The sequence below is a fragment of the Neochlamydia sp. S13 genome (assembly GCF_000648235.2).
Lineage (GTDB): Bacteria > Chlamydiota > Chlamydiia > Chlamydiales > Parachlamydiaceae > Neochlamydia.
Window position 1 is genome coordinate 50392 of the sequence record NZ_AP017978.1, and the last position, 23157, is coordinate 73548.

General features: G+C 38.9%; 15 protein-coding genes, 1 tRNA gene and 1 pseudogene. 13 read left to right on the forward strand and 4 right to left on the reverse strand.

The window, feature by feature from the left end; genetic code table 11:
- Positions 1–30: 30 nt before the first annotated feature.
- Together TY21_RS10185 and TY21_RS10190 are read right to left on the reverse strand one after the other, a co-directional pair.
- Entirely contained in the window at positions 31–3192 is a 3162-nt protein-coding gene (locus TY21_RS10185; RefSeq protein ID WP_042243353.1) for an efflux RND transporter permease subunit, read from the reverse strand.
- 3 nt (positions 3193–3195) lie between these two features.
- The gene (locus tag TY21_RS10190; protein WP_052354630.1) at positions 3196–4374 is read right to left on the reverse strand and encodes an efflux RND transporter periplasmic adaptor subunit; all 1179 of its coding nucleotides are present in this window, start codon (positions 4372–4374) and stop codon (positions 3196–3198) included.
- Positions 4375–4642: 268 nt separating this feature from the next.
- On the opposite strand from TY21_RS10190, the gene TY21_RS10195 reads away from it, so the two are divergent.
- Entirely contained in the window at positions 4643–5650 is a 1008-nt protein-coding gene (locus TY21_RS10195; RefSeq protein ID WP_232044430.1) for an acyl-CoA desaturase, read from the forward strand.
- An 80-nt stretch (positions 5651–5730) separates the two neighbouring features.
- On the opposite strand, the gene TY21_RS10200 is transcribed toward TY21_RS10195, so the two are convergent.
- Complete coding sequence (locus tag TY21_RS10200) at positions 5731–7149, reverse strand: hypothetical protein (RefSeq protein WP_042243358.1); 1419 nt, start codon at positions 7147–7149, stop codon at positions 5731–5733.
- A 215-nt stretch (positions 7150–7364) separates the two neighbouring features.
- Between TY21_RS10200 and TY21_RS10205 the strand changes: the two genes are divergently transcribed.
- From TY21_RS10205 to TY21_RS10220, 4 genes and pseudogenes are all read left to right on the forward strand, one after another.
- Positions 7365–7435, forward strand: a tRNA-Cys gene (locus TY21_RS10205).
- 82 nt (positions 7436–7517) lie between these two features.
- Entirely contained in the window at positions 7518–8348 is an 831-nt protein-coding gene (gene rsmI, locus TY21_RS10210) for a 16S rRNA (cytidine(1402)-2'-O)-methyltransferase (protein WP_042243366.1), read from the forward strand.
- A gap of 91 nt (positions 8349–8439) precedes the next feature.
- Positions 8440–9717, forward strand: coding sequence for an OmpP1/FadL family transporter (locus TY21_RS10215; RefSeq protein ID WP_052354631.1), 1278 nt, complete (start codon positions 8440–8442; stop codon positions 9715–9717).
- Positions 9718–10027: 310 nt separating this feature from the next.
- Positions 10028–10120: pseudogene (locus TY21_RS10220) on the forward strand (transposase); the annotation flags it as partial.
- A 160-nt stretch (positions 10121–10280) separates the two neighbouring features.
- Here TY21_RS10220 and TY21_RS10225 read toward each other — a convergent pair.
- A complete protein-coding gene (locus TY21_RS10225) occupies positions 10281–11972 on the reverse strand; it encodes a leucine-rich repeat domain-containing protein (protein WP_052354632.1) in 1692 nt (563 codons plus the stop codon).
- A 1289-nt stretch (positions 11973–13261) separates the two neighbouring features.
- Here TY21_RS10225 and TY21_RS10230 point away from each other — a divergent pair.
- The 8 genes from TY21_RS10230 (at position 13262) to TY21_RS10260 (ending at position 22900) form a co-directional block, all read left to right on the forward strand.
- Complete coding sequence (locus tag TY21_RS10230) at positions 13262–13489, forward strand: hypothetical protein (protein ID WP_042243368.1); 228 nt, start codon at positions 13262–13264, stop codon at positions 13487–13489.
- Between the two features lie 138 nt (positions 13490–13627).
- On the forward strand, positions 13628–13819 hold the full coding sequence (locus TY21_RS10880; RefSeq protein WP_039384045.1) for a hypothetical protein: 192 nt from the start codon (positions 13628–13630) through the stop codon (positions 13817–13819).
- A gap of 257 nt (positions 13820–14076) precedes the next feature.
- Positions 14077–15678: a chaperonin GroEL gene (gene groL, locus TY21_RS10235; RefSeq protein ID WP_042243370.1), complete on the forward strand. Its 1602-nt coding sequence runs from the start codon at positions 14077–14079 to the stop codon at positions 15676–15678.
- 166 nt (positions 15679–15844) lie between these two features.
- The gene (locus tag TY21_RS10240; RefSeq protein ID WP_232044431.1) at positions 15845–17041 is read left to right on the forward strand and encodes an ABC transporter substrate-binding protein; all 1197 of its coding nucleotides are present in this window, start codon (positions 15845–15847) and stop codon (positions 17039–17041) included.
- Between the two features lies 1 nt (position 17042).
- A complete protein-coding gene (locus TY21_RS10245; protein WP_052354633.1) occupies positions 17043–18116 on the forward strand; it encodes an iron ABC transporter permease in 1074 nt (357 codons plus the stop codon).
- Positions 18109–18819, forward strand: coding sequence for an ABC transporter ATP-binding protein (locus TY21_RS10250; RefSeq protein WP_042243373.1), 711 nt, complete (start codon positions 18109–18111; stop codon positions 18817–18819). Before TY21_RS10245 ends, TY21_RS10250 begins: the two co-directional genes overlap by 8 nt.
- A gap of 256 nt (positions 18820–19075) precedes the next feature.
- Positions 19076–20881 carry a phospho-sugar mutase gene (locus TY21_RS10255; RefSeq protein ID WP_042243374.1) on the forward strand — a complete coding sequence of 602 codons (1806 nt, stop codon included), beginning with the start codon at positions 19076–19078 and terminating at the stop codon, positions 20879–20881.
- 123 nt (positions 20882–21004) lie between these two features.
- Positions 21005–22900, forward strand: coding sequence for a gamma-glutamyl-gamma-aminobutyrate hydrolase family protein (locus TY21_RS10260; protein ID WP_042243377.1), 1896 nt, complete (start codon positions 21005–21007; stop codon positions 22898–22900).
- The last annotated feature ends 257 nt before the right edge of the window (positions 22901–23157 follow it).

Sequence of the window (23157 nt, forward strand, 5' to 3'; positions counted from 1 at the left end):
CGCCCGCCTTTATAAGCCTTTGTCTTTAAATTATACATTTGTCTTGTCCGATGTTTCTTTAGAAGTTTGTGTGGATAGATAGCCAGTTTTTTTTCCTCTCCAATTTGCTATTTCTTCTAATAACTTATAGAAAAAAGGAACAAAAAAAATGGCTAAAAAGGTAGCTGTTATCATTCCTCCTAAGACGCCCGTGCCCACCGAATTACGGCTGGCTGCCCCAGCTCCTTTGGCCATAAATAAAGGCACGACGCCTAGTATAAATGTTAATGAAGTCATCATAATGGCTCTTAAGCGCAGCTTTCCAGCTTCTAAAGCCGCTTCTGCTAAAGGCAGGCCTTCTTGGTGCTTGATCACTGCAAACTCTACGATAAGAATTGCATTTTTTGCAGAAAGAGCAATTAAGGTAATCAAGCCTACTTGAAAATAGACGTCATTGCTCATTCCATTCATCCACACAGCCAAAAAGGCTCCTAAGAGGCCAAAAGGCACAACCATTAAAATGGAAAAAGGCAGAGACCATTTCTCATAAAGGGCTGCCAGTATCAGAAAAACCATGAATAGACCCGCCGCCATGACTTTAAGGCCTGTGCCTACCATTTTTTTCTCTTGATAGGATTGTCCCCCCCATGAGAATGACATTTCAGGAGGCAGTATCTCTCGCGCTATCTCCTCCATAGCAGCCATGGCCTGGCCTGAGCTAAAGCCTGCCGCTGCACTTCCATTGATTCTAGCGGCATTAAAACTATTAAAGCGGCTAATCAGAGAAGGGCCTGTGCTATTACGTATATTTATCAAGGATTTTAAAGGAACCATGCTTGCATTTAAAGATCTGACATAGATCTCTCCAAGCTTATAAGGAGTGCTACGGTAAATATCTTCTGCTTGAATATAGACGTTATATACGCGGCCAAACTTGTTAAAATTGTTAACGTATAAAGAGCCCATCATGGCTTGTAGAGTTTGATAAACCTCAGCAATGGAGACAGCCATGCTTTTAGATTTTTCACGATCATAGGAAAGAAAAAACTGTTTAGCCGTAGCGTCAATATTGGTAGAAACACCCCTAAGAACAGGGCTCTGGTTAGCCTTAGCAACAATTTCTTTTGCGTATTTTTCCAAAGATTCGATATTACCTGAAGATCTGGACTGTACCCAAAATTCAAAGCCGCCCACACTGCCAATGCCTTGAATAGCAGGTGGATTGAAAGGAATAACCACCGCCTCTTGCAAAGCTGCATATTTAGGAGCTAACTGCTGCAATAAGGCTGGAGCCGCTTGGTTTTTGCCCGTCCGCTCACTCCAATCTTTGAATACGATAAAATAGCTAGATTGGTTATTTCTATTTAAACCATCTAATAATCCAAACCCATCTAAGGCGACAACATCGGTGACAGCAGGATGAGTCTTCGTTAGGCTATCTATCTGGCTGGTTACTGCATCGACGCGATGTAGGCTAGCCCCATCGGGCAACATGCCGACTGCCATGATATAGCCTTGATCTTCGATAGGAATAAAACTAGAAGGTACTAGTTTATACATAAAACCTACGCTTGAGCAAACTATCACAAAAATAGATAAAGCCAATAGAGGATTCATAAGGAGTAGGCGTGCAATTTTTACATATCGATTTCCCAACCTTTCAAAAGCATGATTGAATTTAATCGTAAATTTTGAATCCTCTTTTTTATGCTTCAACAATAAAGCAGCAAGCGCAGGACTTAAGGTTAACGCGACCACGCCTGAAATCACTACGGCAATGGAAATAGTAATAGCAAACTGACGATATAGCTCGCCTGTAATTCCACCTAGAAAGGCTACGGGAATAAAGACAGCACACAGTACAAAAACAATGGCTATTACAGGACCCGATACTTCGGCCATGGCTTTTTTAGCGGCTGCTGTAGCCGATAATTTTAAAGCGCGCATATTATGCTCAACATTCTCAATAACGACAATCGCATCATCGACTACAATACCGATAGCCAAAACCATAGCAAATAATGTTAAAGTATTGATGGAATATCCTAAAACAAGCATCCCCGCAAATGCACCCACGATGGATACAAGCATAGCAAGCATCGGAATCAAGGTAGCCCGCAAATTTTGCAAGAAAAGAAGCACCACTAAAACTACTAATATGGCAGCTTCTAAAATAGTGATGGCCACTTCACGAATAGAAGCTTTTACAAATTTGGTCGTATCATAAGGGATAGTATATTCGATGCCGTTGGGAAAGCGGGTAGCTAATTCTTTCATCTTCGTTTTAACTTTATCGGCAACTTCTAGAGCATTGGCTCCATATTGCTGATAAATAGCAATGGCTGTCATCGACTTATTATTAAGCTTAGCATTTACGTCATAATTAGCAGCACCCAGATCAACTTCTGCTATATCTTTCACAAAGACCATCGAACCGTCGGCATTTGCTTTGATAATAATGTTTTCAAATTCTTCTGCCGTCGTTAATCGCCCAGTAGCTAGCATGGGTAAAGTTAGCTCAATAGGTAGAGAGGTAGGGTTTCCTCCTATCATACCAGCTGGTACCTGGCTGTTTTGCTCCCTAATAGAGTCCACCACATCGGACGTAGTAATTCCCAATTGCGCCATGCGATCGGGCTTAAGCCATATGCGCATCGCATAATCTCGAGCCCCTATAATGCTGACTTGGCTTACTCCAGGAATCAACTGTAATTCAGTTACCACATTGATGGTGGCATAATTACTCATAAAAATATCGTTATAACGGCCATCCGGGGATTGCAAAGCTACAAATAAAAGGATATTAGGTGTCTGCTTTTGTACGATTACACCCTGGCGTTGCACTTCTTCGGGTAATTGAGCCAACACCTTACTCACATTATTATTGACATCAATTTGTGCTTTTTTAGGATCAGAACCCACTTCGAAATACACATTTAAAAGATAATTGCCTGAAGATGAATTTTGGGAAGACATATAAATCATATTCTCCACCCCATTGATTTGCTGTTCTAAAGGAGCGGCCACGCTATCAGCAATTGTTTGGGCCCCCGCGCCTGGATAATAGGTGGAAACTTGGATAAGAGGAGGAGTAATATTGGGGTATTGCTCAATCGGCAAATTCATTAAAGCAATGAAACCGGCAAACATTATAATAATAGACAAGACGCTAGCAAAGATGGGGCGGTCGATAAAAAAGTTGGAAATTTTCATCCTTTATTCCCCTATTGGGGGCAAGATGAGCTCTTGCTTGTGACTCTTATCCACCTTAATTTCCTTGGTGACTTTGATGGGGCTGCCTTGTCCCACTTTGTTAATACCATCAACAATCACTTGGTCCCCCTCTCTCAATCCCTCTTCTATAATCCAGTAATCACCATACCAATCTCCCACGATCACATTTTGTATGGCAGCTTTCCCTTCTCTTACGATGTAAACATACATCCCTGTTTTACTTTCCAAAAGGGCTTTTTGAGGAACATAGATGGTGTTAGGTTTAATAGCCCCTTTAACATTAACGCGGACAAATTGACCCGGCTTAAGAATAAGGTTAGGATTGGGAAGCTGGGCACGCATCGACAAAGTGCCTGTTTTTTGATCATATGAGGGAGCAGAAAAGTTAACTTCACCTCGAGAAGGATAGCGACTTCCATCAGCTAATATCACCTCTACCCCATAATTTTTATCCTTTGGTAACACTAACGTACGATTTTTAACCTCTTTATCTATTTTTAAAATCTCATTTTCAGAAATACTAAATGAAATCCAGATAGGATCCAAAGCGGTGATAGAAGTCATTAACTGATTAGAGCCAGGGGAAATAAGAGCGCCTTGACGATAGCTTGATTTTCCAGAAAGACCGTTAATAGGAGAAGTTAGGAGGGTATAGCTTAAATTAATTTCTGCCACCTTCAAAGCAGCCTCTGCTGCTTGCACGCTAGCTTGGGAAGCTAATAAATTGGCTGTAGCCTCATCTAAATCTTTCTTACTGACGGCATGCTTGGCATACAAAGGTGTTAAGCGTTCTACAGTTTGTTGGGCATTCCATAAAAGCGCTTTTTCTCTAGCTAGGTTTCCTTTGGCTTGTTCAACAGCAGCTATAAAAGGAGTTTGGTCTAATTTGAAAAGCAGCTGCCCTTTTGTTACTTGAGCCCCCTCTATATAGGCAATCTCTTCCAAGTAACCCTCTACTCGCGCGCGGATTTCAACCTGATGAGAACTTTCGGCATAGCCCACCGATTCGTAAATCCAAGGAATAGTGTCTTTTTGAATAGTTAGAGCACTGACTTCTACAAAAGGAGGAGGAGGCAAGGATTTTTCACCTCCGCATGAAGCAGCTAGCAAAAACATTAAAGCTATTAATAAGAAGGGGCGTAAAAAATTTACTTTCATCATAATCTATCATCTTATGGGCTAATCAAAATTTTTATCTTGTACCAGAAGATGAAAATGCAAACAATAAATTTTATCCTTACATTGACTTTTATACTTTAGCGCGTTACACTCACCCCCTTAAACATGTATTCTTTATAACCTATGGCTTTCCATGATAAATTTAAAAAAGGGAGTTAATTGGTCTCCCACTATTTTTCTTATTATCTTCCAGGTAGCATTAATTATCTGGCTTCCCTTTTATTTTTATTATAATAGGCCTACTTTGTCGATGGTGGCGGCAAGTGTGGTGCTTTTATATGCTACTGGCTTAAGCATTACGGGAGGCTATCATCGGTTTTATTCTCACCGCTCTTATAAAACAAATTTTTTTCTAGAATGGCTTTTACTGTTTTTTGGATCCATGGCAGGCCAAGGCAGTGCTCTACGCTGGTCTTATGATCATCGCCTGCATCATGCATTTGTAGATACTGACAAGGATCCTTATTCTATCCAAAAAGGTTTCTGGTACGCTCACTTCCTATGGATCATCGAGAAACCTCAACCTATCAATCCTAAAGTAGTTTCTGATTTAATCAGTAATCCTTTAGTTGTCTTCCAACACCGCTTTTATGTATTTTTATTTATTTTAACCAATTCATTAGTTTTCCTCAGTTTAGGGTGGTTTCTAAATGATTATATAGGGGCTTTAACCTTCGCCGTAGGAGTAAGATTATTCTGCCTTTATCATTCCACCTGGTTCATTAACTCTCTTGCTCATACCTGGGGAGACCAACCCTTTTCCCAAGAGCATTCGGCCGTTAACAATTATATAATTTCTTTTTTGACTTTTGGAGAGGGATATCATAACTATCACCATACCTACGCTAACGATTATCGCAATGGTATCTATTGGTATCAATTTGACCCTACTAAATGGCTGATCTGGTTACTTAGCAAATTAGGGTTAGCTTATCATTTACGTAAGACAGATAAGTACACCATTAAAAAGCGAATGGTGACAGAACATGCCTACTTGCTTCAAGAAAAATTAGTTAAGTCGTGGGAAAGCAAAAGGATAGAATGGGAGCCTATCATTAATGAATTAGCTAGTAACCTAGTCAGAAAGATGACAGATTTTTCCCAGCTTAAGAGCCGTTATAGAGAGCTAAAAACACAGTGCACCGAGGCTCCCTTATTAAAAGAGATTAAAAAGGAAATGAAAGCATTACAAAAAAGCCTTCGTCAAGACTGGAAAAAATGGTGGCAGCTTTCTAAAACAATAATGTCCCATGCCTAAAGGAAAAGAAGCTTTGAATGCGGCATGTAGGTAACGCTTTCAAAGCTTTTCAAAGGAAAGAAGTCTATAAAGCTTTTGGTTTATAGGTAAATAGATTCAATTATAAAGCTTTCTTTTTTTATCCCTGCTTCTAACTTATCTTGGATTTTATTCTTAGTCTCTTGCCAGAGTGCATTATTTTTAGCGGACATCTCATTCAAATAGGCTTCTGTTTCTTTGTAAAATTTATTTAACTCACAATAGAATTGCTGATGATCTTCTTGAGTTTCAGACTCGGCAATATTTGGAGTAAAGGAAGGAGCTACCTTGATCTCATGCTTTATCCATTGGATAATCACCCGAGCAAGATCAATGGCTTGATGCTGCAAAGGGATCTCTCCTTCATCATAAGGATCAATAATAACACTGTGATCTTCTTTGGTACGGACATTGCCAGGAGATAAGTCCGCAATATAATAGTCCGGGTTAGCAAATATTTGAGAGAACACATCCTTTATATCTTTAAAAGCGGTTTCTCCGGCAATATATTCATAAATGTAATATCCTCTCTCCCAAATATCCTCAATGTTATAAATATGCGCCACAGATATTCCTTTCATCTGGGGAGTCAAATTTAGCAGTTTTTTATAAGCCCTTTCAGTAGTAATAATCGATTGCTTTCTCTTCATTTCACTTAAAGTATCATCTCTTAATATCTTAATCACCAGATCAACATTTTCTACTTTCCATACATGATGAAAATCTCCATGCCCTAGATAAGTTAAGATTAATTTCTCTCCTTTTTTAATCAATATTTTCCCCACTTTATCCTCTAAGTCAGGACCCTCATAGAGCAGACCTTTTTTATCATCCGACAATAGCTCCAGGCTAGGTTTTACTAATTCTTGCTTGTAGTAAGAAAGAGGAAGAAGAGCACTTTGAGCTAAAGCATTTTGTTTTTTTTCCTCTTTGGGAGGAAGTGAAAATTGCAAGCGCTGGGGCTCCTCAGAAACTTTACCCGCGCTAGGAATGGAAAAAAGTTTTCGAGCCAAAACAGAGCTTTTTGAAAACATAGCAGATTTAGTGCCAGCAAATGGTGAGGGAGGAAGGGAAGAAGAAGTACCAAAACCGATCTTTAGCGCAGGCTTATTCTGAGGTAAAGCTGGCTCGTCAAGGTTTAATTTACGCTGCTTACAATTTGCGCTATCCCCATCTTTTTCATCATCATTAAGTTCTTCGATGGCTCTTGATCTTTTTGTACAACGAGTGAAAGGTAGATTTTCAGGCTCGTTTGAAGAAGCACCAAAGCCTAATGTTATCCCCAGCCTGGTTTTGGGTAAAGGAGTATCCTCCTGCTCAAGTTTGGGTAATTTAAAAGGAGGTAAAAGTAAATCCTTTTCTTCATTTCTAGGATGTTTTCCTCTAGAAGCGCTATTTCTACTCGGCGTGGGTGGTGGCTGCTTAGGCTCACGGGGGGGCGAAAGATTTTTGAGGTAAGGATCGTTAGGGGAAATGTTCATTTTATCTCCATATTAGTAATAAGTCTATATTTATGGAAAATATTATAGTTAAATACCTTAAAAAATTCAATATAATAAAAAAATAAAAGTTAATATTGTTTAAAAATATATTTTTATAAATAAAAAAAACAAAAATAAGCCTGTGAAATCCTTCCAACATTTTTATATTGACGGGATAAAAGGTGATAGGATATAAGGTTCTCTTGCTTAACTAAGGTGGCATGGCCAAGTGGTAAGGCAGAAGCCTGCAAAGCTTCGATCCCCAGTTCGAATCTGGGTGCCACCTTAATTTGTTAAGCTTTCAAGCTCTCTCTTAACTTTAACTCATTTTTAAAATCCCTTTACCTTCTCTCCTCGAGGTATTTAATTTGTTATACCTAGTTGCAACGCCGATCGGTCACCTAAAAGACATTACCTTAAGAGCAATTGAAACGCTGCAAGCCTGCGATTATATCTTATGTGAAGACACACGTCATAGCCTAATTCTACTTAAACATTATGAGATTCATAAGCCTTTAATTAGCTTTCATAAATTTAATGAAGCTTACAAAGAAGAACAAGTTATACAGGATTTAAAAAACAACAAAACCATCTGCTTAATCTCAGATGCCGGTACCCCTGGTATTTCTGATCCAGGCGCTCGCCTGGTTAAAAGATGCCTACAAGAAAATTTAAAAGTTTTCTCCGTTCCCGGCGCCTGTGCAGCCATAAGCGCTATCTGCATTTCAGGATTGGAGACTAGCCACTTTTTATTCTATGGCTTTCTGCCGCGTCCACAAGGCGCCTTAATAAATGCTCTTTCAGAAATTTTAAACCAACCTTTTACCTCCATTTGTTATGAATCACCTGAACGTATTCAGAAGGTATTAGAAGCAATCCATCGTCTAGATGCTCATCGAGAAGTGGTTATCGCCCGAGAGCTGACCAAAAAATTTGAAGAAGTAGTACGCGGAACAGCCCAACAATTAATCGCCCGCCATTTAGAGAAAAAATTCAAAGGTGAAATTGTGTTACTCATTGCTAAAAATTCTGGTCCTTCTTATGAAGAATGGGCCGACATACCGATTGAAGAACATGTCTTTAGGCTTCAGCAAGAAAATGCTATCTCTTTACAAGAAGCCATCAAACAAGTCGCCACCCTGCGTTCTATCCCTAAACGACAAGTTTACAATAAAATTCATCATCCTAAAAAACTTTAGTTTTTATTTGATTTTTTTACCTTTATACTCTACAGTACCCACTAAAAACTGCTTTATTTAATTAAAGCAGTCCAAACATAAAGGAGAAAAAGTGGTAAAGTTTTCATTTAAAAAAATGATAGCCTCTCTGTGCTTCGTGCCCTGTCTTGTTCTAACACCTACAAGTGCCCACGCTGTGATTGCTAGCGTAAAAACCTTTGGTATGGCAGCTACAGGCATTGCTTACCCTCAAGATGCTCAAGCAGCTGTTTTTAATCCCGCCGGGATGGCTGATGTGGGAGATCGCTATGATCTAGGATTTGAAGTAGCCCGCACCTCTCGTCAAGCTACAGTTAGGGGTAATCTTTCGCCTCTTCCAGGTGTAAATGGCAAATTTGATGCCAATCATAAGGCAAAATATGCTTACAACGGCGATTTTGGTATCAACAAAATGTTGGGAAACAACATGTCGTTAGGCTTAGTTGTTTATAACCGCAACTTTAGCAAGACCAAATATAAACATGCATTACCTTTATTTGGCACTTCCAAAGTGGGCATGGAATATGCTCATGAAACCATTTCCCCCACATTCTCCATCAAATTACTAGAAAAACACAATTTTGGTGTGTCTCTTAATTATATGATTCAACGTCTATGGGTTCAGGGATTACAAAATTTTGCTAAAGAAGCATTTGGCGTAGGCATTTTCAGCAAATTTCCAAGATATGTGACGAACCATAAATATAGCTATTCGCAAGGGATAGGCTTTACCTTCGGTTATAGATGCCAAGTGGCAGATAGATTAAGCGTCGGTGTCACCTATCAGCCAAAAACTTACATGAGCAAATTCAAAAAATATAAGGGTTTCCTAGCAGGAAAAGGAAGGCTTAATATCCCTCAAAAAATTGGGGCAGGTTTTGCTTGGCGTTTACTCCCCTATGCAACCTTAGCCTTTGATGTCGAATATATCAATTGGCGAAAAGTAAAAGCCCTTCACAGGCCTTTACAAGACAACTTAACTGCTCATAAGCTTGGTGCCCATAACGGTACCGGTTTTGGTTTCCGAGATCAATGGTTTTACCGTTTAGGCATAGATTACGAACTTACCGAATGGTTGACTGTTCGTGCTGGGTATCGCCATACTAGAGCTCCTATCAAGCGTTCTCAAACAGCTGTCAATGTTTTGACTGTTGACACCATAGAAGATTACCTTACATTAGGTGCAACCGCTTGTCTTGATTCGAGTAATGAAATCTCGATATTTTATGGACATGGTTTTAGCCATAAGATTAAGGGTAAAAACTCTATTCCCCCTTCATTTGGCTTAGGAGAAGCCAATATTAAACAGGCTGACGATGTAGTTGGCATCTCTTGGGGCCATACCTATTAGACAAGTTTAATATTGCAATAAATTAAATACTTAAGGGCTAAAACTTCTGTTTTAGCCCTTTTTTATTTAATGCCCTGTTTTAAATTCTTCTGAGGCAAAAGCTTGCGATCATCTCTAAGAAGGCGCCCCCACACTCCTCTTTTTGATAAAATGAAAGCAAATTCAAAAAAGGAAGGGCATCATGCGTGGAAGCTATCCTGATGATTTAAAGTGATAAAGAGTGGGAAGAAATCAAGTATATTTTCTCTGTTTCCTATGAAAAAGAAGGGAGGCATTGTAAATATTTTAAACGAGACTTAATCTAGATGCTATTTTTTATGTGAACCATACAGGATGCCAATGGAGACATCTTCCTCATGATTTTCCTCTTTGGAAGAGCATGTTTAGCTATTTCTCTAGGTGGAAGCTTGTGAGAAATTTGAAGAGGTGAATGCTACCTAAGGAAGAAGAAAAGATATTAGTGGCTTTTGATAAGCGGGGAAGGTTCTCTACATCCTTGGAATCTTTTAAGCATATGATTTGTTCCTTTAACCTATTAGCTGATGAAGACGCAAGCCATTTTGCTACAAGCGAAAACGCTGCTTTATTTTATCTGGAATATTTTCCAGCGGATTTTCTTTCACCTGAAGATTTTCTAAAGCTGGTAGCTGTTTCATCTCGCCAGGAAGAGAGGTAAGGTGGTTGTTGTTTAAGTAAAGACACTCCAGCTCAGAAAGCTGTCCTATCTCGGCAGGAAGAGAGGTTAGCTGGTTGTTATCTAAGTAGAGCTCTTGCAACTGAGACAGCTGCCCTATTCCGGCAAGAAGGCCAGTAAGCTGATTGTTTTTTAAGTAAAGCACTTTTAGTTGCGATAGCTGCCCTATCTCTGCAGGAAGAGTAGCAAGCTGGTTACCTTCTAAGTGAAGATATTCTAGCTGAGAAAGCTGCCCTATCTCTGCAGGAAGAGTAGCAAGCTGGTTACCTTCTAAGTGAAAATATTCTAGCTGAGAAAGCTGCCCTATCTCTGCAGGAAGAGTAGCAAGCTGGTTGCCTTCTAAGTGAAGATATTCTAGCTGAGAAAGCTGCCCAATTTCCGCAGGAAGAGTGTTTAGCTGGTTGCTGCTTAAGTAAAGCTTTTGCAGCTGCGATAGCTGCCCTACCTCTGCTGGAAGAAAGGTTAGTTGGTTATTACTTAAATTAAGCACTTCAAGCCGAGAAAGCCGTCCTATCTCTGCGGGAAAGGCGGTGCGTTGGTTATTACTTAAGTTAAGCACTTTCAGTTGCGATAGGTGTCCTATCTCTGCTGGAAGGGAAGCAAGCTGGTTGCTGTTTAAGTAAAGCTCTTGCAGCTGAGAAAGCTGCCCTATCTCTACAGGAAGAGTAGCAAGCTGGTTACCTTCTAAGTAAAGCTCTTGCAGCTGAGAAAGCTGCCCAATTTCCGCAGGAAGAGTGTTTAGCTGGTTGTATTCTAAGTTAAGCATTTCCAGTTGCGATAGGTGTCCTATCTCTGCTGGAAGGGAGACAAGCTGGTTGCTGCTTAAGTCAAGTTTTTGCAGCTGCGATAGCTGCCCTAACTCTGCAGGAAGGGAGATAAGCTGGTTGCTGCTTAAGTTAAGCGCTTGCAGTCGAAGCAGATGGCCTATCTCTGCAGGAAGGGAAGTGAGCTGGTTGCTGCTTAAGTAAAGGCCTCTTAGCTGTGATATCTGCCCTATCTCTGGGGGTAAAGAAATCAAGCCAGTTCCTGTTAAATTTAAGCTCGTAATATTTTTGCCATATCTTATGATCCACTCTCTAAACAGCTCTCCTTTCTTTTCTAAAGGCAAATACTTGATTTTTTCTTGGTCTAAGTATTTCTCTCCACCAGGAATTTTTTTCCACACTAACAGGCGATTAATATTCACCAGATAAGAAGAGTAATTAGTCAGAGTAAGATATCTTTTTTCCTCGGTTATCCATTTAAATTCTAATTCTAAAGGTGAAAGAGAGCTAGCTAGAGTGAAGGTTTGTTTAAAGATGGCATTTACCTTTGCTGTTTTGGAAAGCTCTTCTTCTAGCTTATAAATCCTATCTAGAACAATAACCTGCTTAGCAACATCTCCTTGAGGAACATGCACTTTACTTATTTGCCAATAAAGAGAAGGCATGACCTCGTTAGTTAGCAGATGGCGCCATCTTCCACATACGCTAAATAAGGAAGGGCTAGCACAAGCCTTTAAAATAGGGACTAGTATTTCATTAGGTAAATGCTCAATGTTGGCAGAAGAGCTAGGGTTCATTGTATAGCCTCTTTAATTGTCATGCATATTTTCAATCGTTTTTTAGGCAATATATAGAAAAGAACACAAAACATACAAGAAAATATTAGAAACAAGACCCTTAGCCTTTAAGTTTGGAAGTAGTGAAATATCAAATGGGTGTAAGCAGAAGTGTTGGCAAAAACAAGATAAGGAAGGATGAATACATACTAAAAGCGTAGCAAAATGAGATTGCATATGCTCGAATAAGTTAATAATGTAGTTAATCGATTAAAGAAGCATCCTAATCTTTTAGAATCCATTAGAAATTTATTAGGTATTACCGCAGAAGTTAAAGGGATTGAAGGAGCGGATGATGCTGAATTTGCTCTTATTCTCGAGGTTTAGAGGCTTAAGGAAAAAATGCGTTGAGGATTGGGAAAGCATCAAACAAAGGGGCCGGAAGCCAAGGATCGAAAACTACAATTAAGACAATACTCAAAAAAAGCTAAGTTGTTACACAACATTTGGGGTAGTAGCTATGGAAGAGAAATGCTTTTTACAAGCAGGAAAATTGATTAAGCCCTTTTCGCTTTCTTCCCAGATTAGATGTAGAGGGGTATTCTTTACTATTAAAGTGAGCGATAACCGACGTTGGAGCAAATGTAGCATTTGGAAAAGTAAGGGGAAAGATGAAGAAGCATGATGGAGTTGGAGCTTCTTCTATGAGTAGGTTGATCACCCATAAATATGCAAGCAAAATAGCTAAGCTAAAAAAGAAGCGTCGATTCAAAAAGCAATCATTATCAGTAAAACAGATGGGAGTATAGTGCCCATCATTTTTTGAGCTCAAAGAATGGTTAGAAGAGAGTAAAGAGAAGTTAAAAACTGGAAAATGCCGAAATGTTTTCAAAGAGATTGAAAATAAGTTCAACACTCTAGATCAATCCGAGCAGGAGAATGGTTTAATAAGATGTTATAGATAGATGGAAAAAAGATTGGATAGGATGAATTATAAAAGTACTTTAGATAAAGGTTTACCGATTGGTTTAAGGCGAGATAGAAAATAGCCTTAAGGTATGCCAAAAGAGACTGAAAAGAGCGGAAGCGTGGCGAAAGATAGAAAATGCTCATGCAATGCTGAACTTAAGAATAGGTAGATTAGATGGTCTCACTGGGAAGCTTACTGGAATTCTTATAAAGCTGCTGCTTAGAAAAAATTGCCAACAATTTTGTTTATACCTTCCGAGAGACTCCAATAAGCTTTTTACTTGCCACACTACTTATGATTTTGCTATGTTGATTAGACTTTTCAACTGGAGATTCTAGCTATGGCCTTCCATCCACATAAAGACCTTAAATACATTCTACACCCTTATATATTCGTGCTTAAAGAAAACCAGGGAATCCAAAATGACCTTTTCGATTATTCACTTTGGATGATGCGTATTTCTCCTGAAACTATACGTTCTCCAAAAGGCGTTGAAGGGAAAAAAGGAATAGTGGGGGACGATTTTGATGCTTTTCAAGCTCATTTAAATTTTTCTTCTCTTCTATAAGAGATTTAGAAAATTGAATTTTCAAGGATAAACTTTGACAGCTAGCACTCTTTTGATTGAAGTGCTAAAAAATTCTAAAACTCCTTGCAAACTTTTCTCGATTCCTATATCTTTTGGTTTTCAAATCAAGGTAGAAAAATGAATTTAACTTCTGCGATTCATCGCCTAGCAAGCTTACTGGTTGGTAAAAATAGGCGTACAGGCAATTTTTTATTTTCAGCTTTTCTAGCTAGCAAATTTAGCAAAACCTATCTTCGCTCGCCGAGTGAAATTAAAACTAGAAATCTTGGTAATTTACAGGGCTTTTTAAAAACTAGAAAACCCCCTTAGAATAGATCTGCCTTTTGATAAATGGGTCTCTATCCTTAGAAAGCTGAAAAAGCAACCAAAATTTAGGCTAAGCTGACATGAAGGTTACTATAATATCTACCTTACAAGGGTAGGATAAAGTATTTAGGATTGATAGATTAACAAGTGAATGGATTCAGTTTATCTACTCCCCTAACTCTATAATAGACAATTAAAATAAACTTATTTTGTATTTTAAATAACTTGTACAATTCGTTGACAACAAGGAGTAAAGAACAATGTCTTCTGCACCAAAACAAATTATATTTGAAGAAGAAGCTCGCGAAAAGCTACTTGCGGGTATTAAAGAACTTTCCACAATTGTAGCATTCACTCTTGGACCACGGGGTCGAAACGTTGGCTTAGAAAAATCCTGGGGAGCGCCTACCATCACTAACGATGGAAGTACGATTGTCAAAGACATTAGCTTAAAAGATCAGTATAAAAACATGGGTGTTTCCATGGCTAAAGAAGTCGTACAAAAGATGAAGGAAACCTGTGGGGATGGAACTACGCGTGCCACCTTACTTTTAGGAGCGATGGTAGAAAATGGCATTAAATTAATTGCTTCTGGAGCAAGCCCTATTAGTGTGAAACGAGGGATTGACAAAGCTGTTGAAGCAATTGTGAACGAAATAGATAAGCAAGCTATCTCTGTACAAAGTGATCGGGAGATACTTTCTATTGCCAATGTGGCAGCTTCTGGCGATGAAGAAGTGGGCAAAATGATTGCTGAAGCCATAAAAAAAGTAGGTAAGAACGGCGTAATTACCATTGAAGAAGCCAAAGGGACAGATACAACTTTAGAGATGGTAGAGGGAATGCGTTTTGACCGCGGCTACTTGAGCGCTTACTTTTGTACTAACAACGACAAAATGATTGTCGAAATGGAAAATCCTCAGATTCTTCTTATCGATCGTAAAATTAATAGCATTCATGAATTGTTGCCCATCTTGCAGTCAGTAGCTACAACAGGTAAAAATCTACTCATTGTTGCTGAGGATCTGGAAGGAGAAGCTTTATCTACGCTGGTAGTAAACAAACTAAGAGGAACTTTAAAAGTAGCTGCTGTGAAAGCTCCAGGCTTCGGGGATAGACGCAAAGCTATGCTAGAAGATATTGCTATCTTAACTGGCGCAGGAGTAGTGTCGGAAGAGACAGGAATTTCCATGAAAGAAATTCCCGATCATGTTCTAGGGTCTGCCGAAAAAGTTATCATCACTAAAGAGCATACAACTATTATGAATGGTGCTGGCCAGCCCGATGCTATCCAAGCAAGAGTAAAGCAAATTGAAAACGAAATTAATAATACCACTAGTACTTATGACAAAGAAAAACTAGAAGAACGTAAAGCTAAATTAAGTGGCGGAGTAGCAGTCGTTCGTGTAGGAGCAGTGACTGAAGTCGAGCTCAAGCCCAAAAAACAACTTTTTGAAGATAGTTTGAACTCTACCAAAGCTGCTATTGAAGGTGGCATTGTGCCTGGTGGAGGGGTGGCTTTTATTCGTGCTAGCCAAATTGTCCCTACCCTTAAACTGGAAGGTGACGAAGCCCTTGGAGCTAAAATTGTGGCCACTGCCTGCGAAGCACCTCTTAAGCAAATTGTATTTAATGCTGGACATGATGGATTAGTGATGTTAGCAGAAGTACGACAAGCGGACACCAACTTTGGCTTCAACGTAATGAGCGAAAAGATTGAAGATCTAGTAGCTAGTGGCGTAGTAGACCCGGCTAAAGTCATAAAAAATGCATTAACTTATTCGGCTTCCGTAGCAGGTATTGTGCTCATTTCTGAAGCGCTTATCGGGGACGCAGAAGAAGAGGAAGAAAAACAGAAATAATAAGGGTGGAGTGTAAGTCAGATATCATATAGAATGAACTAAAATCTTCTATATCACTATCACCTACACTCCTCTTGTTTTTTCAATTTGAGCCTCCTTTTATCTAAAAATGAAAAAAAAATATCTTCTTGGTCCTTTTGCTTTTTATGCCCTTCCAGTTAGTATCATGCTCATCTGGTGGTCTCTAGCTTTTAAGCAACCTAGTGATCAAGCATCCGACCCCTGTCCCCTTTGTCCTTCCTCTAAGCCTCTACCCTCTATATTTAAATATCTCTCTACTCTCCAACGTGAAACCCTACATCAAGCGTTAAATGGAGATTACTCCATGATGAGTAAACTCATCACTGACTGGGACCATGATGCTCAAATCATGGAGCAGTATGGCTATAGGACTGTCAAACGCTTATTAAGGGATGATTTTCTAAGATGCCAACTTTTGGCAAGACAAATTAACAATAGTTCTAAAGAAGAGCTCGATCTTCTTCATGATTACTACCGCCTTTCCTCTATCCAGGATGATAATGGAAATATATTTGATTTATCGACTTCTTATAAACGCTTTCTTCCACAAACTTTTGTGGCAGCAAGCTTTCTGTTAGCGCTTAGTGAGCCCGAATTGATCGTTGCTCTACCCACTGGAATGCGTAAACAAACCTCTATTTATCCTGTCCAGGCCACCCATCTTATTGCTTTAGATGCAGACCGTTACAACACCGAAAAATTGTACAATGCTCGTCCTGATATTGCTTTTGTAGCAGACTACTCAAACCCCTCCACCCTGGAAGCCCTAAACAAACAAGGGATTCCCCTCTTTACTTTAAAACATGTTAACTCGCCTGAAGAAGTTCAAAATGCCTTGCTTCGTATCGGACACATCATCAATCGCCCCATAGAGGCTGAGCTGCTAAATTATTTTGTTGAAGCGGCTATGCTAGCTATTGATAATCGCTTTAACATGATAAGTAGCACTTTCCCTTCTACTCAACAACCCCCTAAAGTTCTTTTCCTTAAACACCATCTGACCTTTTCAACGCCTTCCTCTCATACCCTTACAGGCAAGTTGCTAAACCGTATGGGCGTTAAGCAATTATTGGGCTCTGCGGGAAATCCATCCAAGCACGCTTGGACACTACCCATTCATCACGAGCATATCAGGCAGATGGATCCGGATTATATCATTATTGCTACCTCTGATAAGGATGATAATAAGCGCAGATTCCTTAAAAAACAAATTTTTCAGCTATTAAAAGAAAAGCCAAATAAACCCATTGCTTTTGTAAATGAAGCCCTTCAAGAAAATCCTTCCCAGTATATGGTTTTGGCTTATTATGATTTGTATACAGCGTTAACGCGAGTCAATTAAAATGAATAAGCATCTGTTGTACATTATCCTTTATTTTATCCTCCTTTTATCTGTCATCCTTACTTTAACGATTGGCGAGACAGAATTTATTCAAGTGTGGAAAGATGCGTTAGCACAATTAGCAGGTTCTTCATTCTATTGGAATCCTCTTTTAGACGAAAGGCTTCCAAGGCTTATTGTATTGTTATGTACAGGAGCTTCTTTAGCTGTAGCAGGAACAGTCACTCAAGCCCTTTTCCAAAATCCTCTCGCCTCTCCTGGTGTTTTAGGGATCCCAGCCGGGGGTAGCCTACTTGTCGTGATAATTTTTATTTGTGAATTACACTACAATTATCCCTACGCCATTCCTATTGCCGCATTTATTGGCTGTTTGGGTACCCTGCTTGTAGTTTATTCTCTTTCTCGCAGGAAAGGGTATGTGGAATTAACCCATATGGTCTTAACAGGTATTGCTGTGTCTACGCTCATAGTTACTATTCAAAGCTCTATTATCTATGCTTTTCGAGATCGCTGGCATATTATACAAACTTTAACCGAATGGGAAGCAGGGTCCACCTCTGATCGTAGCTGGATGCATGTGCATCTGCAACTTCCTCTTACTCTTTTTGGTCTCTCAAGCTGCTGGCTCTATAGCAAAGAAATCAATATGATGGCCTTTGGAGAGGAAGAAGCTAAAAATCTAGGGGTAGAAGTGGATAAAATCCGTTGGCGGCTATTTTTAAGCATCTCTTTATTAATTAGCGGCGCTGTGGCCGCGGTGGGAAATATAGCATTTTTTGGTCTTCTACTCCCTCATCTTATTCGCCGCTTTGCAGGTCCTAATAACCAGCAACTGATCCCTCTGGCTATTCTTGGAGGTGGGGCCATTTTGACTGCTATGGATGTAGGATTGCGCTTTTTTTCCTTACAAGCTTTTTCTATAGGCAATATCTCAGGTATAATGGGAGGGATATTTTTTCTTTGTATTTTAATGGGAAGCCGTTATAGGCACGCTTTGTTGGGAAAAGGAGACTATGCGTGTATGCTTCTGCTAGCTTTCATTCTGACTGCTAACTTACAGGAAATTAATGCTTGAATTAAAGAATTTAACTTATAAAGTAGGCCATAAAACCCTAATCGAGAATGTTTCTTTAAAATTCATACCCGGCTTGATCTATGGTATTATTGGTCCTAATGGTGCAGGAAAAAGTACTTTGCTTAAAACTTTGACAGGTATATGGAAAGCTACGACAGGAAAAGTATACTGGAAGCACCAAGAGCTACTTTCTCAGGATAGGACAACCATTAGCCGGACTTTATCCCTCGTTCTTCAAAATCCTCAGCCCCATTTTGCTTTTAGTGTGGCTGAAATGGTGGAGATGGGCACTTATCCTCGCCACGATCTTAGGAAAAAAGAAAAAAAAGCTAAAGTTCAGTGGGCTTTAGAATTAGTCAATGGTTGGCATTTAAGAGATGAACGTATTACTGAAGTTTCGCAAGGAGAAAGGCAAAGAATTTATATTGCTCGCTCGTTAGTCACGCAATCGCCTATATTGGTACTAGATGAACCTACCTCTAATTTAGATATCAAGCATCAACTAGAAATATGGAATTTGCTGCGTCAATTATCTCAAGAAGGTAAATTAATTATTGTAGCTAACCATGATTTATATGCTACCGAACGTTTTTGTGATCAAGTAGCCGTCTTAAAGCAAGGATGTCTTTTCTATCAAGGAGCATTTGCCGCCATGAAATCCTCCTCCTTGCTTTACGAAGTGTTTGAAATAGCCCACCTATGAGAGAATCTTTAAAGGAGTGGCTTTTTTTCTTGCATGAATACCTTAAATTTTAGCTTATGATTTGATCATGCAAGCAATCTTTTATCTTTAAGGCAATAGGCCTACCATAAAACATTTGATAAAACTATAGGTTTTTAGCTTAGATTTTTAATTGCTTTTTTTTCTTTTCAAGCAATTAATATTTTTCACTTTCTATTTATGTTTTTTTATATTAAAATAACTTAATTAAACTAATATCCCTCTATTTTTTTTATTTATGAACAAGACTTTGCAAGTTACCCAGTTTGATGCTGTGACTAATCGTAACATCAATGCCTGGCTTAAAGAGGCTTATGATGAACACACCAAGCTAGCCATACAGAAGTTACTTAAAGAACATCCTGAGGAAATAGCCGATGCATTTTCTACTAACCTCTCTTTTGGCACAGGAGGCTTACGTGGGATCATAGGGGTAGGAACCAATCGCATTAATCAGTATACCATTAGGGCCTGTACGCAGGGCTTGGCTAATTACTTAAATAGCCAGCCTACCCCTGCTTCTCACCTTTCTGTATTGATTGGATACGATTGCCGCCATTATTCGCGCGAGTTTGCAGAAGAATGCGCTAAAGTTTTAGCAGGCAATAACATTCAGGTGTACATCTATCAAGATATTCGCCCCACTCCTTTAGTCTCCTTTGGATGTCGTTATAAAAAATGTGAGGCTGCTATTATGCTAACAGCTTCGCATAATCCTGCCCAGTATAACGGTTGCAAAGTATATGGAAAGGATGGAGCGCAGGTGTCACCTCCTCATGATCAACTGATTGTTAAAGAAATCAATAAAATTACCGATCTTAAGATGATTAAGTATGAAAAAGAACTCAATCATTCCCTTATAAAATGGATAAAAGATGAGATTGATCAAGCGTATTTAAAAGCTATCATGCCTTTGCAGCTCTATCCGGAAGAAAATAAAAAGGAAGGTAGTACTTTAAAAATTGTTTACACTAGCTTGCATGGAACTGGGATTACAATTGTGCCTACGGCTATGAAAAGCTGGGGATTTTCCACTATACAATTAGTGACTAAACAAGTGACTGTTGATGGAGATTTTCCCACAGTAAAATCACCTAATCCCGAAGAAGAAGAAGCCTTAAAGCTCGGTAAAGACACTCTTAAGCATGTTAAGGGAGAAATTTTAATTGCTACTGATCCGGATGCCGATCGTGTCGGCATCGTGATTAACCATCAAGGCCAAATGTATCCTCTTGATGGTAATCAGCTGGCTTGTTTATTGCTGGATCATATTTTAGAAGCACTTTCTAAGCAAAAACGTCTTCCTAAAAATGCTGCTTTTGTGAAAACTATTGTTACCTCAGAACTTTTTCAAAAAATATGTGAGAGCTATGGCAAAACATGCTTTAATGTGCTCCCAAGCTTTAAATATATAGCGGAAAAAATCCGTGAGTGGGAAAGCTCCTTGGCCTGTTATCAGTATTTGTTCGGTGTTGAAGACTCTTGTGGCTATCTCTATGCAACTTTGGCACGCGATAAAGATGCAGTCCTCACCTCTCTATTAATTTGTGAAATGACTTTACAAGCCAAACTTCAAGGCAAAACATTACTAGATAGGCTCCATGAGCTTTGGCAAAAATATGGCACTTATGTAGAAGAAATTTTTACTTTAAAATTTGAGGGTACTAACGCAGGTAAAGAGCAAATACTAAAAGGAATGAGTGCATTGCAAGAAAATCCTCCCCAAACCATTGGAGGGATTGAAGTGATTAAGATTGAAGATTACTTAACATCCCAACGATTGGATTTGAAAACAGGAAAAAGTGAAGAAATTTTTCTTAATAAATCGGAATTTTTGGTATTTTATTTAGCTGATGAGTCTAAATTAGCCATTCGCCCTTCCGGAACAGAACCCAAGATTAAGGTTTACTGTGGAGTGAGAAGGAAAAATTTTATAAATGTGGAAAAGGCTGCAGCGGAAGGAAAGAAGCATGCTCAATTTCTTCTAGAAGCCTTTCAATGTCAGCTTTATAAGAGTTATATAGCAAGAATAAGTAATGATTAGCCCCTCTTTTTCTTCCCAGCGATGCAATCTTTGTGAAGATGAATAGCAAAGCTAGTAGGAAATAACAAACTTTTCAACAGAATTAAGCTCCTTATTTTAAAGATAGCTTAAGGAAAATTTTTTATGATGTCTATAAATGTGGAAGATCCTTTTAGTTGCTTAAGGCAAAGCTTTTTAGAAATCGATCCTGCTCGAAAAAAACTACTTTTGAATCAACTCTCTTATTCTAAGCGAGAAGATCTTCTTAGAATCATTCGTCAGGGTGCTAAGGCGCAAGTTAGTAAAGAAAGTTTTCTCTTTCTAAAAAGCCAAGTAAAAAGCATTCATCATTTAACGCCTAATTTAACAAGCAGACGCAATTATTCTATTCTTTCTCAAATGCTTGCCAAATGCAAAGCCATGGTAAAGCATCTACTAGCTTTTTTCAATATTATGACTGCTATGGCTACTCACTTAGTGGCTCAAAAGATTTTGTTTAAAAATAAAGCTTCCGTAAAACAAAAACCCTACATTACTGAGCTGGCTTTTCTAAAGCTTCTTCAGGCGGTCCCCAGCTCTCAGGAAGATAGCTATAAAATCAACTTCGCAAAGTTACTAGCCGAGCATGGATATGCGGCCGAGTTTAAAAATATTGAATTTTCTGCTAACTTTCAATTTTTTAAAAATGCTGATTTAGAAGGAATTGTTTTTACCCATTGTACCCTTCGATGGAATCATTTTGGAAAATCAAGATTAGAAAATGTGGTTTTTCAGGGATGTAATTTATCGAATATATCTTTTATGAATACCTCTCTTACAAATTGCTTCTTTAATCACTGTGAAATGCGAGAAGTGATGTTTACAGCAGCCGAGCTGGATAGCACTTCGTTTAAAAGTAGCTCGCTTATTACTTGTAGTTTTGAGGACGCCACTCTACGCCAATGTTCTTTTCATAAAGTTATTATGCCAGCCACACATTTTCTTGAAGCAGTAGTCATTGATACTGCCATCCAAAAAAGCGAATTAAAGAATACCGTATTTTTTGGCAACTTAGATAAGTTTGATTTTCCTGCCAATGATTTGTCTCGTCAAAGTGCTATAATTTCTAAACCCATTACAGCTATTCTGGTCCATCCTGAGAATCGAGGGTTAAGTGTTCCCAAAGTATTCATCAAATTAGATAAGATTGCTGGCTTACTGCCTCTTCGCATCACCCTTCAACCCCAAAAACTTACTAAAGAAGCTACAAATCAAGAAGCTGACATTTTAATCAATAAAGTAGGCTCCTATCACAAAAGTAAAGCTCCTATTCCTCAACGCATCATGCATGCTGTAGCTGAAAATCCTCATCTCTACCCCAGCTGTGCCTCAATTTTAAAAAAAGCTCATACATTAGCCTCTGAAGTAGATTCTTTCTTTTTGCCTGGTGGCGAAGATATCCCCCCTGCCCTTTATGGAAGAAAACAGGAAGAGCTGACAGAATGGGATAGAGATTATCGTCGTTCTTTTCTAGAATTATCCATGATGCATTACGTCCATCATCAAGGGCTTCCTTTAATGGCTAATTGCCGAGGCTTCCAGCTAGCCAATGTTTATTTTGGAGCTCAGCTTGAGCAACATGTGGAGGGACATAACAATGTCTTACAAATATTACCTGGTGCAAAAAAATCTTATCACGGGCTTTCTTATAAAGCTTTAAAAAAGCCTATGATTAGCTTAAGCTCCCACCATCAGGGGGTTCCTACGGAATTAGCAGCCACTGAATTTATTGAGCCTTTAATAGAATATGAGGGCTTAGTAAAGGCTTCAGAAGCTAAATACTCGGGAGCAGCTCCCCTAATATTATTGCAATTTCATCCTGAATTTCTCAAAGCTCAAACTGCTCATACATTTTTTTTAGAGATCATTGATAAAGCCCTAAACTTCATCCTGTCTAAAAGAAACGATCTCTTTTGGAAAATATTTTTCGACAGTGCTAACACCCACCGCTACCGCAAAATTACCTTAGCGGCTTTAAAAAATTCTGCGAAATTTCATTAGCAAATTTTTCTGAGAGCACGCTTAGTTTTTCTTATGAGAGCCATAGAGTTATAGTCTAAAAAACTTAAATCTACTTACCAAGCCCTCTAAAAGCTGTCTTTTTACTTAAGGAGAAAGTTTCATAAAATAGGGGGTGGCATAAGGAGCATCTCAAAAGCTGATCATATGCTTTAAAAAAATTGGCTCCCTAGCCTGAAAAGAGAATCATCTGGCTAACCGTTGTCCCTCTATAAAAGCCTATTTTTTTTAAAATCTAA